Below are 16,510 nucleotides of genomic sequence, written 5' to 3'. Positions count from 1 at the left end.
AGTCATGTGAACATTAGCGTTGCATGTACCAAGCCTTATAGTCTCTGTCGTCGTATTGTCCGTGAGGATACAACAGGACGCCAGGCTGACCCTGAGCCGATGCAGAAATCTTAGTCATCTTCTTGCCAGTACCCACTGTTGCAGGCAGAGCGTCAACCAGTTCGATGCTGCCGTGAGGCACTACCAGGATACAGTTGATACGCATGGTACGTGTATGCGTCTTCTTTCTCAGCTCGTTGTTTGATACACTTGAATCAATTCTCAGATACGTCTTCATGGTCTCGTCGCCCACGCCCCAGGTAGCCTTGGGGAACGTGAAGTCGTCAGCCAGTTTCACGTAGCAGATGCTATCTGGATTAGGCTGATAGGCAGAACCCTTTGACTGGAAGTAGGGATCGGCCGTGTTCTGGAGGTCCAAACCATCTGAAGGCAATCCCGGAGAGATGAGCTTAGCCTTGAACTTCGTTGGCAGACGCTGCTCAGGGGTAGCTGTAGTATCGGCAGCCAAAGCAGGCACGTAAACCAAGTAGATGTCATAACTAATATTAGAAAGAACACCAGGGATGGTATAAGTCATCCAGTGGTTAGAAGTAGCCACCTGCGACTCGAAGGTCGTGAACGAGTTGTTCCACACCTTGTTGTAGAACTGCTTATTGTCGGCAGTCACATAGTCGATTACATGGCTCACAGCATCGATAGAGTCCTTGGTGCTGTTGTCATAGTCCTTCTTCACCTCTTTCAGATCATAATTATCAACCAAACGGAAAGAATGGAAAGTCATACGCTTGTCGATGTTCCACTCCGTAGCCTTGCGCACCTCACCATTACTGCAGTGCATAATCTCCGTCTGGTTCAGAGCGCCCTTGGCAGCCTTAGGCATATAGTACTGATAGTACTCGAAGGGCACGCCACCCCAGATAGCCTTACGAGAAGTGTAGCTGCGGGTACAAGATGTTGACATGGCAGAGTCGTTGAGCGACTGATCCGTGTTGAACGTACGACTGAAGGTAGTACCCTCGACGATAGCCAGGCGAGCATTGGTATAAGCCATTGAGTCGCGATCCTGCAGTTTCTCAGGATAGTCGAAATAAGGCTGATACTCCTCGATGAGCTGTTTCCACACCGCATTGGTAGGAGCCACCATCACATAGTTACTATCCTCAGAGTTGATCAGGCCCACATAGCTGTAGAGCTCGTTGCGCTGTGCGAACACAGAGTCCAGAAACTGCATCTTACCGTTGACGAAACTACCGGTAACACTCTGGCTGGGCAGAAACACCTTATAATAGAAATGACTATTATACATGAAGCTGCGGATGCTGTCGAAGTCAGCGTCCTTGCGGAAAGCCTCGAACACGTTGGGCTCGAACTCCAGTTTCTTATCCATGGTGAAGAGCACACCATTGCTGTAGAGCTGGTTGATGTTGGTCATCTTCACGCCATTGATAGTCGTATCAGGATTAACGATAGCATACTTACCGTTCATCAGCACCATGGTATCGGTGCGCATATTGGTGAACGAGTGGTTATAGAGCGCCATGTGGTTCTGAATGAACTCCTTGACAACCGTATTGTTCTCGGGCAGCACCTTTTCGGCCTGAGCCTTGTACTCTGCAATCAGCGCGTCGGCCTCGGCAGCAGAGAAGTCGTCGTTGGTAGGTACAAACACCGTGAACACCTGGCTACCATTCAGACGGTCCACATAATCACATCCCTCGATGAGCTTAGCGAAGTTGCTCATGTTAGGATTACTCTTGATAGCAGACCAGATGGTACCTTCGTGCACACCATTCTCACCGCCACCCAGACTGTCGTAGTGGTCGTCCCAAGTATCGGTGCAGCCAGCCAGTGCTGCGGCGATACCGCAGCACATCAGGCTTCCACATAATATTTTATTTATCTTGGTAATCATAATTTTCAGTTTTCAATTATCAATTATCAATTGTCAATTATCAATTATCAATTGTCAATTATCAATTAAAGATCGTCCTCCATAGCGCCCTCACCATCGACAGCATATACCGACTTAGGCACCATTTCGAAGAAGTCGAACATAAACTCATTGTTATTACCCTTACCATCGCTGGCCACACGGAAACGGATGTAGTGATCCTTGGTGGCGTCGATGTCAGTCTGGCAGAGAATACGACGGTACATACCATTAGCATTTCCCAATGGGTGGTCCTTCTGACCAATGAGCTGGCTACGGCCATCGTCGTAGGCACCGAGGTTCTTCAGTACCTTCTGGTACTCAGCCTTCTCCTCGTCGGTCATCTTCATATAGGCATCATAACTCTTATAACGGTCGCCCAGGTACATATCAGTATCCAGGTTCTTGGTCATATCAAGAGGAATACCCTGAGGCTTGCCGTCGAAGTACACCTGCATGACACCACGCGTAGGAATAGCGCAGAATCCGAGACGGAACTGCCACTCACCGCTGAATGGTACAGGAGGAATACGGAAGGTCATGTCATAGTCGCCGAAGAGGTTCCACTCGTCACCCTGCCAAGACCAGTAGTACAGGTGAGGACGACGGAGCACCAATTTACCATCATTATTCACCGTCACACCATCCAGGTAGCCGTCGGGGAAGTAACGGTTCTTACCGTTCTTAGGCTCATTACTCTCATCAGGCGTTTCATTAGGGTCATCACCCAGATAGTTACCCTCGTCGCGCATATCGTTGGTCATCACCTCGGGGAAGATGGTAGAGAAGTCCATACGGATACGCATGTTCTGCACCTTGTCACGCACATCGGTAGTGAAAGCAATCAAGTCGTCCACATAGAAATAGTGACCATTGAGTGCGTCGTTCTCGTATTCATCCTCCACATCCTTGATGACATAAGAACCACGGAACTGGTAGTCGGACGTCTCACCATAACGACGGTTGATGAAGAAGCCCTTCACCTTGTCGCGGTCGTTACCACGGCAGTCGCGTCCCTGCTCATCCTTGTTCATGGTCAGCATAGACACCTTCAGCATGGTATGAGGCAGCAAGGTGGTATACCACTCAGTGGGGTTCACCAGTGTGGCATCGAAACCGAAGGGATACTTACCATGCTCAGGAATCTCCATAGCCGTGAGCTTATTGGTACCAGGCACGTAGCGGTTCATGATATGATAGCGGATGAAACGCTTCAAGGGGTTGATACTATCCGTGAGGTTCTCGAACTTCCATCCCTCCTTCAGGTCGTCACGATGCAGAGGATCGCCAGAACCGAACACTGGGTCATAGAGCTTGACAGCCAGGTCGTAGAGCGCATGGAGGTCGCCTTTAGACGTATCGATGCCATACTCCTCGAACTTAGCACGATAGATAGAGTCGGGCTCTACGAAAGCCGTGAAGCCGTACTTCTTCTTCTCGGGCACCCAACCCACCTCAGAGTGGACGTGAGACCTGTACTTATACTTAGGCTGGTTCTTTGAGTAGGTCACATCCTCGATGAGTTCAATCTCATTACGCACGCCAGTAGCCACGAGCGCCTCGTAGAACAACTTAATATTCTTGTTATCGCGCAAGATATCAGCGATATAGCAGTTTGACTTCTCAATCACCTTGTTCACAGGCTGCACGATACCATTCTCCACAGAGTCGTTCTGGTGAATGATCTGTCCGTCGGGCAGTGTGTCGCTGAAGATGATATGCGCGTTACCCTCGATCTGGATAACCGCATTACCATTCTCGTCAACGATAGGCTTGGTAGCCAGGTAACGTCCCTGCAGGTTGTAGGTAGGCAGGAAGTCGAGCACCATCTCGAACGTAGAATACATATTCTGTACCAAGTGTGTGCGAGCGATTGTATCGCAGTCGGCCACGCTCAGCGAGTCAACACAAGGGATACCCTTTGACTGCAGATACTCGTCCACAGCCTTATTGTCGGGCAGGAAGCAAGTATATCTGCCATAGGTAGAGAGCAGATCCATGAGGTCGGCTTTCTCAACGATATACTTGAACTCGCTATACTGTTCGCGGTTGCTGATATAGTCGCTCAGCATCTCGCCCGTGAAAGTATAGAAGTACTGACTATCAGGCTCGTCAGAGCAACTGGTCATAGAGCCCGTTGCCATGAAGGCAGCCAGTGCCATCAACGCTACTTTTATATTCTTATTGATATTCATAATCTTATCGTTTAAGTGTTATGCATTATTTAGCTTTCTCGTAGCTGGAGTTCTCGCCGCTGCCAAAGGCAGGATTGGCCACCAGGTTACGGTTCACCTTCATTTCCTCAATGTTGTAAGGCCAGAAGATAGCATCCATCTTCTTGAAGAAGTTCTGAGAGTACTCCTTGTTCACATCCTCGCGGTGCATCACGGCATTGATCACAGGTTCTGTGTTGCCGGCACGCATGGCGTAGCGTACAAGGTCGTACCAGCGCTTACCCTCGAACATCAGTTCGCGCTGACGCTCACGCTTCACCAGGTCGGTCATGGCCGTCTTGGTGGCGTAGTTGCTGCTCTTCAGTGTATCAGAAGCTGTCAGATCCTTCTTACAGATAGCACGCTTGTTGATAACGTTCACCAGTGTGAAAGCCTTCTCCATCAGCGGTTTGTTCGTGGCGCTAACCAACGAGTCCTCGCCATCAATGGGATTCAGCATCTTCTCGCAGAGTGCCTCAGCCTCCATCAGCATGATATCAGGCAAGCGGTAGATGATCCACATACTGCTGTTGTTGTTCTGAGGATACAAAGAATAGTCAGACTTAGGCGTCGAAGAAGACTTCGCGTCGATGTCGATGCTACTAGCAGCCAACTTCATGATAGGAGAGTTGTCCTTAGTAGCGTCACAGTTCACATAGAGGCGAGCATCCAACTTGTTCTTCTGCTCAGGCTCAAAAATGACACGCTTAGAGTAGTCGGCCTCGATATCCTCTTTCAGGTACTTAGAACCAACCAGCAGGCCAGTACCGTTAGAGTGACCGTAAAGAGAAGACACAGCACCATTGGCCAGCATACCATTACCAGCTTTCTCGTCATCATAGACTAGTTCAAAGACGGTCTCCTTGCTAGCACCTTCTACGAATAACTCTTCATAATAATTGCCAAAGTAAGTACCCGTCAGATTGTCGTTAACCAGAGGATAGCCATTGAGGCGAACCTCCAGGGCAGCCTTCGTATCGGCCGACAGACGATGCTTCTTCTCGTACTCATCGTTGAGTTCCTTCTTAGATTTGATGACCTCTTCTGCATAGTAAACACAAGAGTCGTAGCCAATAGGATCAACGGCACCCTTCCACAGATACATCTCGCACAACATGGCACGGATAGCATCCTGCGTGATGCGGCCAGTCTGATAGAAAGGGTAGGTCTCAGGATAGCGCTTTACAGCCTTATCCTCAACGCTGCGCAGGTCACCAATCAGGTTGTCGAGCACCTCGTAGAACGGCGTTGCGGGCAGATCCATTGTCTGGTCGTCGTCGGTGAAGGCCTCACGAGAGAAAGGCACATCGCGGAACGTACGAATCAGGTAGAAATAAGAGAGAGAGCGCAGTGCTGTCACCTCAGCGATAGTAGCGTTGAGGTCGCCCTGTGTATAGGAAGGATCCTTCTCGGCCACGACAGGCGCATACTTCAGTACCGTGTTACAACGGTTGATCACGTCGTAGAAGCCCTCCCAAGTGGTATAGGTATTCATTGCCGTGATATTCTCCTTCAAAATATTAGAGAGGTTAAGATCATTATTGATACCCTGACCGGCCATCACATTCTCCGTTCTGGCCTCACCCCAAATCATCATACGCTTTCTGACACCGTCGTTCTGGAGTGCAGAGTAGCAACCAGCCACGACCATGTCCACGTCGGTCTTTTCATTCCAGAAGTCCTCGAATATAATCTCGTTCTGAGGTTTGATATCCAGGAAGTCCGAGCAAGAAGTGAGACCGCAGACGACGCAGATTGCGCAGATTATCTTATTATAATTCTTTTTCATAATCTTCATGTTTCTTTTAAATATCAATCTACGTTTTAGAAATCAACAGTGATACCCAGTGTATAAGAACGTGAACGTGGTGTCTGCATGTTGTCGATAGCAGGATCCTCGCCACCGAATGCGATATCGGGGTCCACACCAGAGTACTTCGTGAGTACGAAGGGGTTGTTCACACTGGCATAGAATGAAAGGCGGTTCAGGCCAATCCATGTCAGGTTCTTCTTATTGATAGAATAGTTGAGCTGGGCATAGCTCATACGCAGGTAGCTTCCATCCTCTACGAAGCGGTCGCTGATCAGCGTGTTGTAGTTGCTGTTGCCACCATACATAGCACGTGGGATAGGTGTTACGTCACCCTCCTGACGCCAGCGGTAGTTCACAGCCTGACTCTGGTTGTCGTTACCAGTCATGGCCTCAGCCTGCAGACGAGCCTTGTTGATAATCTTGTTGCCCACACGGTAGGTGAACTGTGTTGACAGACGCCACTGACCGTAGTTGAAAGAGAAACCGAAACCACCAGTCAACTTAGGCAGAGAAGAGCCCAGGTAGGTGATATCCAGTGCATTGATCTGACCATCGTGGTTCAGGTCGTCGTAGATAGCGTCACCACCGTTGAAGCCGGGGAATGCACCATCGTGACCAGTATTATCAGAACGATAGTCGTACATCATACGCTTAGGCACGTTGTTACCCTCGAGAATCAGGTTGCCATCGGCACCGACAGCCACAGGAGCCGTCTTACCAGAACCTGACCACTCTCTCCACCAAGTCTGGATGTCGTCCTTGGTAGCACCGGCCTCAACCATTTCCTGAACATGGTTCTTGATGGTGAGGTAGTTGTACTGGTACACACCCTTGTACTTGAAGCCGTAGATAGCACCGAACGGGTTGTGCAACTGCACACGACGCAAGGTCTCACCGTTGTTATAGCCGTACTTAGAGTTCTTGTTTTCCAGGATGTACTCGTCCATCTCCAGGATTTCGTTGCGGTTGTTACCGAAGTTGGCGTTCATATCCATAGAGAACTTACCAGCCTTGATCATGCGGTTTGTATTGATATGGAACTCCCAACCGGTGTTGCGCATCTTACCGTTGTTATGATAAGGTACGGTAGCGAAACCAGTGTTTGAAGGAATACGGAAGCTACCCATCAGCATGTCTGAGGTAGTAGACTGGTACCCCTCGATAGTCAGGTTCAGACGACCATCCATGAAGCCCAGGTCGATACCGAAGTTGTAGCTGGATACCAACTGCCACTTCAGGTCGGTCAGACGGATGTTCAGCGGTTTCATGGCAGCCATGTCGATATACCTGTCGGCAGAACCATACTTAGAAGTAAACAGGTAGTTCTGACCAGGCTGGTTACCTACACGACCCCAGCTGGGACGGATAGCCAACATAGAGAGTGTGGGCTTCAGTTTCTGCATCCAAGGCTCGTCACTGACGATCCACTTCAGAGATACAGAGGGGAAGTAACCCCAGCGGTTGCCGGGACCGAACTTAGTAGTACCGTCGGCACGTACGGTGAAGTCGGCCACGTAGCGTCCCTTATAAGCATAGTGAGCAGAGAAGGTGTAGTACATAGAGCGCCACTGGCTGTAGCCAGAGCTCATGCCGTTGATGATACCACCTGCAGAGGGGCTCACGATGACACCATTGGTAGAAGGCAGGCCGTAACCGTCGGTTGACTGAGAGCTGCTAGAACCAGAAGTCAGTTCGAAGCGTCCCATCATCATCATAGAGTGGTCCTTGTTAGCAAACGCAGGAATCAGGGTCAGCGTCTGCTTGGTGTTGAACGAAACGCTCTTTGAAGAGCTTGAGGCAGAGGTGTTCACCTTGTCCTCCCAGCGCTTGGTCACCAGTTCCTGGGGATAGAACGAATCGTTGTAGTGGTTAGAGATATTCATGTACACAGAGCTGCGCCAGTTCAACTGCCAGTGCTCATCATCGAGGCCCAGCAGCTGGTAGTTCAGGATGAGCTCAGGGTTCATGTCGTAGACACGGCGCTGCTTCTTAGCCAGATAAGCAGAAGCCACGGGGTTCACGTAGTTACGCTGGTCGTTCTTGAACACCTCAGAACCGATATAGGTTCCACTCTGAGGCATGTTATAGTACTTGTCGGTCTCCAGACCCGTGTCAGGATCGATCTGATAGATGCTCATGTTAGGCATCTTCTTCAGGGCGATGGCCAGCAGGTCGTCAGAGTTGTCGTCGTACTTAGAGTAAGTCAGAGAGAAGTTGGTGCTTACACGGATACGCTGGCTGACATTATAGTCCAGGTTCACACGTGTAGAGAAACGGTTCATCTTCTGCTGGATGATAGTACCCGTCTCGTGGTCGTAACCGGCACCGATACGGAAGCTAGCCTTCTCACCACCACCGGTGATGGTAGCGTAGTGGTTCTGACGCAGACCCCACTGAGTGACAGCGTCGCGCCAGTCGGTATTGGCACGATACTGGCGCCAGTCGGCCAGGATAGAAGGATCGTCCACATAGTTGATCTCAGGGATAGCATACTTATTAGATGCGTTATCATTCTGACGGGGGTTGAAGTAAGCCTCCTTCAGCATCATGGTGTAGTCGTCACCATTCAGCAGAGCATAGCCCTGAGGCTGATAAGTACCAGTGAGCTTCAGTGAGTAGGTCACCTTTGGAGCACCACGCACACCACGCTTGGTGGTCAGCTCGATAACACCGTTACCACCCTGTGAACCGTATACTGCAGTAGCGGCAGCATCCTTCAGCACGGTGATAGAAGCGATATCCTCAGGGTTGATGTTCAGCAGTTCAGCGAACTTCTCATCATTGGCACCAGCCATATCGAAGTTGTCGAGGTTCACCTCACGGATGTTACCATCCACCACAATCAGCGGGTTGGCATCGGTCAGCGTAGAGATAGACGAAGCACCACGCAGACGCATGGTAGAACCAGAACCCAGGTTACCAGAGTTACCCACGATATCCAGACCGGCGATACGTCCCTGCAGGGCCTCATCGACAGAAGTGATACCCAGACCCTCGAACTCCTTCATGGAGATGGTCTGTGTGGCGTAAGAGATTTCTCGCTGAGGGATAGGCAGTGTGTTACCCTGCATACGGCGCTTAGAGGTAACGGTCACCTCCTTCAGCTTGGTCTTAGACTTCATCTTCAAGACATAGGTTGTCTTGTTGATAGGCATTGTCACAGTCTCCAGACCCACGTAACTGAAACGAATTTTATCCTTAGTATTGCGGACCTTCATCGTAAAGTTACCGTTCAAGTCGGTGAGAGCCGACTCGATGATACGTCCGGTAGCATCAATTTCACAGACGGTGGCACCCATCAGCGGACCCATATCGTCGCTCAGTGTACCGTGTACCGACGTGATATTCTGTGCGCTCAGTGTTGTAGACAGCAGGAGCGCGATTGTCATTATAACAGATTTCAGTATTTTCATACGTTTGTTCCTCCTATCTTATTATTCAACACCAAGTGCTTCTTTCACGATGTCACGCCAAGGCTTCTTAGCACCCGACATGAGGACACCGTCGATCTGATGTACCACAACGTCGCTGGCCATGAACAGAGAAGCGTTCACCTCAGAGTTCTTACCCTCGAACCAGTACTCACGGCACTGCAGGTTGTAGAGATTATTGTTTGTTACAACATGATGGGTAACGCCCATCTTGTCCTTCACGGTCATGCTTGTATTTGAGTAGTCGATTTCCAGAGGAATGAATCGACCGGTCTCCAGGTCGCGCTTCATACTCTCGAAAGACGTGTGGCTCTTATAATGAGATACATTACCATTATCGTCGACCTCCACATCAGGTACCATACCGATAGCCACAGAGTGGTCCTGTACGTGATAACGGATGAAGTCAGACATGATAGTGGTCAGAGTCTCAACCACCTTGGCACGGATATCAGCCTTCTTAGCCTCAGTAGCTCCATCGGGATACCAGCCCTCAGCGATACAGATGCTGTCCACCTTAGGATCGTTCTTGGTCTTCACATCAAAGTCGCCACGGTCCAGCTCCTCGTCGGTAGGCAGGATTTTCTCATTCTGCAACTGCTCGATAGCCTCATTGGTAGGCACATACACGGTGTAGTTATAGTTGTCGAGCAGACGGAGGTTCTTACTGTTCACCCATGACTGACCAGCATAGTACTTGTTGTTCAGCATGTTTGTCAGCACGTTGTTGTAGTCGTTCTCCATCATGGTGAGGAACTTAGAGAACTCAGGATGCTCCTGCAGCGTGAGATAGACAGACTTCTGAGAAGCGATAGGCATCATGTCGTCCACCATGTAAGAAGAACCGTTTTCCATATCGTAGCGGTCAACAGCGGGGATGTTGCGGTTGTGCTCAACCTGCCATCCACCCTGGAACTGCAGTTTGCCGCCAACATTGGTCACCTTGATCAGGCCACCACCCTTTGTCTTGAAGTACTTATAGCCTTGGGCCACATACTTCTCAACAGTCATATTCTTGTCGGGCAGCACGATAATCAGGTAGTTCATCATGCTGTCGTACAGACGATTTCTGAAGGTCAGCAGAGAACCGGTGTTACCAACCTCACCCAGTTTGTCGCCCTTTACGATCTCGCCATTCTCATCAACAGTAGATTTGTAGCGAACGCACTCAATCTGCTGCTTCTCCTTGTTGAAGGTGAACTCGAGGATATATGGTGTCTCGGTCTTCACATCATCCGTTGTAGCGCTGCGGCCGAAAGAGGCGGGGTCGAGCACCAACTGCATGGCATTGTTTGAAGGAAGAATCAAGGCATACTTAGAGTCCATTGACAGCAGGTATGGCTTGAAGGTACGTCCGTCGATGATGCTATAGATAATGTTCATTGTAGAGGCATGAGCCAGAGCGGGATAAGCCACAGAGGCGAACAGGGCCGGAGTGAACACCTTACCAACCTTATAAACCACACCGTTGCAACCCATGTAGCAAGAAACGATATCGTTCTTGGTGATACCGAGGGGCTCCTTGGCATCGTTGAGCACGCTGGCGAACTTAGAAGGCACGTAGGTTGAGAACGTAGGAATCATGTTCACGTTGATCAGCTCAGTAATAATAGGTGTAGGCACATTATCCAGAGTACCGTACTCGTCCTGCAGAGACTTACCAGGACCATTCCACCAGTCCTGAACGGCCTGGTTGGTAGGAACAATCATCATACCGGCATCATTGTGCAGCGTGTTCTGCTGGTTGTCGTCGATATACTGGTTCCATCCCGGATCGAAACGCAACAGCTCATCGTAAGGAATCACGGTCTTCTGGTTGGTACGCTCGTCGTTATAGACATACTTACCATTATCACTTGACGTGTCGTAGCTAGAACGGTCGATGGTCACCTTTCTGCTTCCGTTATAGTATGACTTAGCGGCATAGCGGAGCACAAACAGTGAGTCGCTGTTCTTGTAGTTTCTATTATAATCCTGCCACAATGTCTTATCGAAATAAGGCACTGCATAGCGGTCGAGCAGATGAGCCCATGTGCTCATGTCGTCGTCCTGATAGACGAGCTGAGCCATGTTGGGGCTTGACTCGATGACACGCTCCACCTTCTGGATGTAACCGTTCTTACAGGTTACGTCGTAGTCGATCTTCTTCTTGTCGGGATCGCCAGAGTTGACCACCTTCACACCGTTGACCCATGCCTCGTTGATACTGGTGGCACGATGGTTGGTGAGCAGGTTCAGGTCTTCCGCAGTAATCTTGTGGTTCTGCAGGTAGGCTGGCAAAAAGTGGATCATTGGAGCTTCCGTGACATCCTTCAGGATACGGATGGCATTTCCGCCACGCTTGCTGGCCCAATAAGCATTGTCTGGCATCTCGTCGGGCTGCATCACATACACCGAGTCGTAGGCAGATGCCGAAGTTGTGCGGCGCATGGTGCGTCCCCATTCAGGAGTAGCAGCATCGCCCTCAGCAGTCTCGTTGGACATCAGCTCCAGCAGATAGGCGTTGTCGATCATGGAGTTTCTCAACAACAACTTTTTCTGAGGCAACGTGAGGTCCTCATACTGACTAACACCCCATTTGTTGTCCTTGAACCAGGCTTCATAAGCACTGTCGGCTGCAACAAACAACGTTCTTGAACCTGTGTGGCTGAGCACATCCTTCTCGCCCAGGTCATCAATAAGACGCAGCGTGTACTTGTAATTACCCTCGTCTTGCAACCGCTCATAGATAGAGTTGCCCAACCAAGAAGGCTGGCCGGTGAGAATCAGGTCGTCGTCTTTACACGACTGCATCACCGATGCTCCTATCAGCAGTGCACAGGCGGTGAAAGCTACGCTTCGTCCATGCTCTAAGATAGTGTTACACTTCATAGTTTTTTATAAATTGTTATTTTAAGTTATTATTGTTTACTACAATTATATTATTTGCTTTTTATATGTTGTCGCCTTACGGCGTGTGGTTTCTTATTTTGGGTAACAGCCGCCTGAGGGCCGTCGGTTTGCTTTTGTTTCGCTTGTCACGCGTTGTTCGATTGTTTCGGGTCATTTTGGTTTTGGTTTTTTGGGGTTATTAATAAAAACGAAGGAGTCGGAGAGGGCTTTCAGCCCCCCCCGATTCCTTATTTAGGGTATCGGAATTTTCGTTAATCGAATCATTCTTACTTCTGAATCTTTCTTACAACGACTGTGCCGTTGTCCATAGTTGTCTTACGGATGAAGAGGCCCTTGCGAGCTACGCTGACCTGACGTCCGTCGAGTGTGAAGTACTGTACCTTTGCAGGCTTACCAATATTGATAACTGTCTCTACACCAGTATTGTCGTTGCCATAGAAGAACAGTTTGAAGTCGTCCATGATCACCCAGTCTCTATCGACATTTACAGGGTGCTTCACACCGATGCGCAGTGTATCACCCTCGAACTTGAACTTCAGGGTGTTCACATAGCGGCCCTCATTGAAGTATTCCTTAGCGGAGCTCACGGTGTTTGGAGCAGACTCACCTGCCTCGGCATCGATACCATCAGCCTGCAGCATAATTGTAGTTACATCCAGTGTATCCTTACCGGCTACAGCATAGAGGTAAGCGGGATTGCTCTCTGCAGGACGGTTAAAGGCGCTCACCTGCAAAGCGTAGTAGCCATGAGGCAGTACAACTGAACCAACGCCAGCCAAATCCTGATACATATCAAACACCTTATTATAGAACTCCAGACAGAGGCTAGACAAATATTCATTAGGACCGAAGCTACCGGCTGTACCCTGCCAGCCCTCGTTAGAGTTGGTCGGAACACCATCCTTCAGCATAGAGAATCCTGGTGTCTGGATGAATGCGGTGAGATCCTTACCCTCAGCAGAACCCTGAGCATAGTCAGCAGGCAGCTGAATCTTCAGTCTCATCTCGCGGAGCTCCAGCTTCTTGGCCTCAATATCCTCAGCATCATAAGCGCATACGTTCAGGTTCTCCAAGATGGTTGCGCCCAGCTGCAGAGCCTCAGTAGCATCAACGCCATTATTCTCAAGATTCTGAGCAAACTGCATGAAGTCCTCAATGAAGTCATTGAATTGCTTGCAAGTGGTCTTACCCTCATTCACATCATCGATAGCCTTCTGCAGCTTGTCGATAGCCGCGAGCATAGCATCGCCATCGGTGCCAGCCAACAGAGTCTCAGCAGCAGAAACCTCAGCTGCAAGGTTGGCCTTAGCAGTCTTAGTAGTTACCACATTCTCGTACTTCTTAGCCTCAGTCAGCATGTCCTCAAGCTGTGGCTTCACGATATCAACGCCATTACCAAGGTAGGTCAGCTTGAAGTTGTCGAAGATAGGCCAGAAATTAGCCTCAGGAGTACCCTTCACACCAATACGTGTTACTGTATTGGGTTCAGATACCATACAGATGGTCTCCTGAGAGTAACCACCATCAGCGAAAGCAGCTGATGCAGCAATCATATTGTCAGGATAAGCATTCTCATCATTCTCATACAGATAGGTAGCACCTTCAATTGCATCATAGAATGCCTTTGGTTTTGGATAGCTAAACCAGTTGACAAGACCGGTCTTAGAATCGTTCATATAAAGATAGATGGGCACGCCAGCCTCAAACAATTCATAAGACTTTTCTCTGTTTTGGATAGCAGGATTGTTCTTTTTGTCTTCGCCACCATCCAAGTAGCGAACATAACCGTTAACCTCCAGCTTATACAGGCCAACAGGCAGGTTGCTTACCTCCTGGTAAACATCGAAGTTAGTGCTGTGCCATGCCTCGTAGCAGTGGTTTGCATCATTACCACCCAGCTGTACGTTACCATTTCCTTTTGAAACAACGGTCCAACCCTTTGAGCCGTCCTCGAAACCAGGATTAACCAGGAACTTAGTTACGTCGGTACCAGGCTTCAGACCTTCCTTCACCTCAGTATATACAGCTTCAACCAGCTTATTGATAGTAGCGATGATATCCTCCAGCTGCTTGTTGGTCAGGTCGCAATCACCAGTCTTAGTCTTAGCATCAAGATAATCATAGACACTCATTGGGATAATGGGATTACCATCAGCGTCATAACCATAATCCAGATAGTCACCAAGGTTGTAAGCTGCATCGTAAAGATCATACTCTACACTTACTGCATGACTCTCATCATACTTAGTCTGCAAGTCAGCCCACAACTGAGTGTTCTTAGCAATTGAGTCGTTTGCAGCTGCAACAGCCTTTACAGCTGCAGAGAAAGTAGCCTTGTCTGTAGCGGTTGCAGTGTAAGCAGCATCATAAGCATCAATATACTGCTTAGAAACATTAGCAGTAGAATACTCTGTCTTTGCAGGCATACCCTTCTCCAGAGCCATCTGGAAAGCCGCAGGAGTATTACCGAAATAAGACAATGTGAAGTTATCAAAGAGTGTCCAGTTACCACCAGGGTTGCTGTCATTCTTCTTCAGACCTACAGTAAGTTCACCATTATCAATAGCTACATAAGCGGTGTTCTTGTAGTTGTTGGGATCCAAACTGAAGACATAAGAAGCTGCCTTCATGTTGTTAGGAATATAACCATTTTCATCAACTTCATCCTTACCGACAGAATTCAGCCACGTTCCATTAGACTTAAGAGCTGTAAGAGCATCCGCATTGCCTTGCTGAGCAAATGCCCAAGCATTGAATAATGAAGTATTCAAGCTGTCGACGCCACTCTTTGCATAAATCTTAGCAGGAATAACAGAGTTTGCCTTATAATCATTATATGAAACAGCAGCCCAACTTGTACGGTAGAAAGCCTGTACGCTAACGCCATAGACGCCATTAGGCATATCTTTCAAAGTCTGGTAGATTTCATAATTCTTTTCATAGTACTCTGCAGCACCCTCACCAAAGGCAGGATCCGTTCCTGTCCAACCAGTTTTCTTGCCGTCTGCAAAATTAGGATTCGTCAGAGAAGTAGTCATATCAACAGGTGAATCGACTGTCGCATTTAATACAATAACAGCCTTTGCTGCATCAATAGCAGCATCAAGTTCCTCCATTGTAGCTGCCTCATTCTGATAAACAGCCTCCTGAGCAGAAACATTTACGCCACGAGCCTTAGCATCGTCAAGAATAGCCTTCAGGATCTGTGCCTTATTGTAGATCTCGATGGCCTGCAAATATGCCTCGTAAACATCGGAAGTAACGAAAGTCCAATCAATATAATGACCTTCGCCCTCCTCAAGGAAAGGATTCAAAGCCGTGTTACTTGCATTCGATGTAACATCCAGACCTACGAACTTTCCAGAATAAGAATCCAAGTTGTAAGTAGGGCTAATTTCTGAAGTTGCAGAAACATGAATACGGAAATTGTTCGTTCCTTCAATTGGAGTAACGCCCCATCCAAAGTCAGCCTGACTACCGCGGTCCACATACATGGCCGTTTCACTATCGAAGAAAACTAATTTCCATGAGCCCTTCTTCACAGAAAAGTCATTCAGAAGGTAAACACCCTGAGGTAGATCCTCCAAAGCAACAGTACCAGGAACATCTGCAGCTGTTGGAACAGTAAATGCCACTTTCAGGCCTGTAATACCAACACTTGCCTGAGTTCCCCATGCATTACCTTCCGTAAAGAAAGCCTTTGCACCAGGATTGTAGAGATAAAAGTTCTGTGTCGTGTCAGAACTGAGTACCCATGACTGAGTAGTAGCTGGCTCCGGCTTCTGGCGAACACCGTTCACCAGTTCCGCATTAGCAGTAGTCCATGCCATCACTAGCACAGAACCCACTACGAATAGTTTTTTCAGATTCATCATAAGTTTTAGTTTAAATTAAATAAAAATATTTTTTTAGTCAGTAAAAATGTAGGTTTCCAACTCATTAATATCACCTTTCACGCGTACATTATATATAATATAAGCATAGAGAGCAGTAACTGCCTAGGCGAAAATCGCTGCAAATATAAGCAAAAAATTAATAACTCGTATCAAAAATTCGTGTTTTTTTTGATTAAAATCAGAAAAAGGTGTGTTTTAACACTTCTGTTGAAACAAATGAATCAAATAGAAAAATAAAAAGAAACATGAGACAAAAAACATAAGCTCTTTAAGAGAGACGTCGTTTCTCGACAAGAGAGACGTCGTTTCTCGACAAGAGAGACGTCGTTTCTCTG

Annotated in this window: 6 protein-coding genes; all 6 read right to left on the bottom strand. The window is 48.4% G+C overall.

The genetic code is table 11. From position 1 onward, the window contains the following. Positions 1-13 precede the first annotated feature (13 nt). Positions 14-1,912: a fasciclin domain-containing protein gene (locus L6468_RS00625; protein ID WP_237794213.1), complete on the bottom strand. Its 1,899-nt coding sequence runs from the start codon at positions 1,910-1,912 to the stop codon at positions 14-16. A gap of 65 nt (positions 1,913-1,977) precedes the next feature. Further along, positions 1,978-4,125 carry a fasciclin domain-containing protein gene (locus L6468_RS00620; RefSeq protein ID WP_237794211.1) on the bottom strand — a complete coding sequence of 716 codons (2,148 nt, stop codon included), beginning with the start codon at positions 4,123-4,125 and terminating at the stop codon, positions 1,978-1,980. Between the two features lie 25 nt (positions 4,126-4,150). Beyond that, on the bottom strand, positions 4,151-5,932 hold the full coding sequence (locus tag L6468_RS00615) for a RagB/SusD family nutrient uptake outer membrane protein (RefSeq protein ID WP_237794209.1): 1,782 nt from the start codon (positions 5,930-5,932) through the stop codon (positions 4,151-4,153). A 35-nt stretch (positions 5,933-5,967) separates the two neighbouring features. Next, a complete protein-coding gene (locus L6468_RS00610; RefSeq protein ID WP_237794201.1) occupies positions 5,968-9,369 on the bottom strand; it encodes a SusC/RagA family TonB-linked outer membrane protein in 3,402 nt (1,133 codons plus the stop codon). A gap of 21 nt (positions 9,370-9,390) precedes the next feature. After that, positions 9,391-12,258, bottom strand: coding sequence for a hypothetical protein (locus tag L6468_RS00605; protein ID WP_237794192.1), 2,868 nt, complete (start codon positions 12,256-12,258; stop codon positions 9,391-9,393). Positions 12,259-12,545: 287 nt separating this feature from the next. Then, a complete protein-coding gene (locus tag L6468_RS00600) occupies positions 12,546-16,154 on the bottom strand; it encodes a hypothetical protein (protein WP_237794190.1) in 3,609 nt (1,202 codons plus the stop codon). Between the last annotated feature and the right edge of the window lie 356 nt (positions 16,155-16,510).

The sequence above is a fragment of the Prevotella communis genome (genome assembly GCF_022024115.1).
GTDB lineage: Bacteria > Bacteroidota > Bacteroidia > Bacteroidales > Bacteroidaceae > Prevotella > Prevotella communis.
Note: the sequence above shows the minus strand (reverse complement) of the source record. Positions and strands in the feature narration are given on the sequence as shown.

Coding starts and splice junctions, on each gene's coding strand:
- L6468_RS00625 (WP_237794213.1), bottom strand. CDS start 1,912: ATGATTACCAAGATAAATAAAATATTATGTGGAAGCCTGATGTGCTGC.
- L6468_RS00620 (WP_237794211.1), bottom strand. CDS start 4,125: ATGAATATCAATAAGAATATAAAAGTAGCGTTGATGGCACTGGCTGCC.
- L6468_RS00615 (WP_237794209.1), bottom strand. CDS start 5,932: ATGAAAAAGAATTATAATAAGATAATCTGCGCAATCTGCGTCGTCTGC.
- L6468_RS00610 (WP_237794201.1), bottom strand. CDS start 9,369: ATGAAAATACTGAAATCTGTTATAATGACAATCGCGCTCCTGCTGTCT.
- L6468_RS00605 (WP_237794192.1), bottom strand. CDS start 12,258: ATGAAGTGTAACACTATCTTAGAGCATGGACGAAGCGTAGCTTTCACC.
- L6468_RS00600 (WP_237794190.1), bottom strand. CDS start 16,154: ATGATGAATCTGAAAAAACTATTCGTAGTGGGTTCTGTGCTAGTGATG.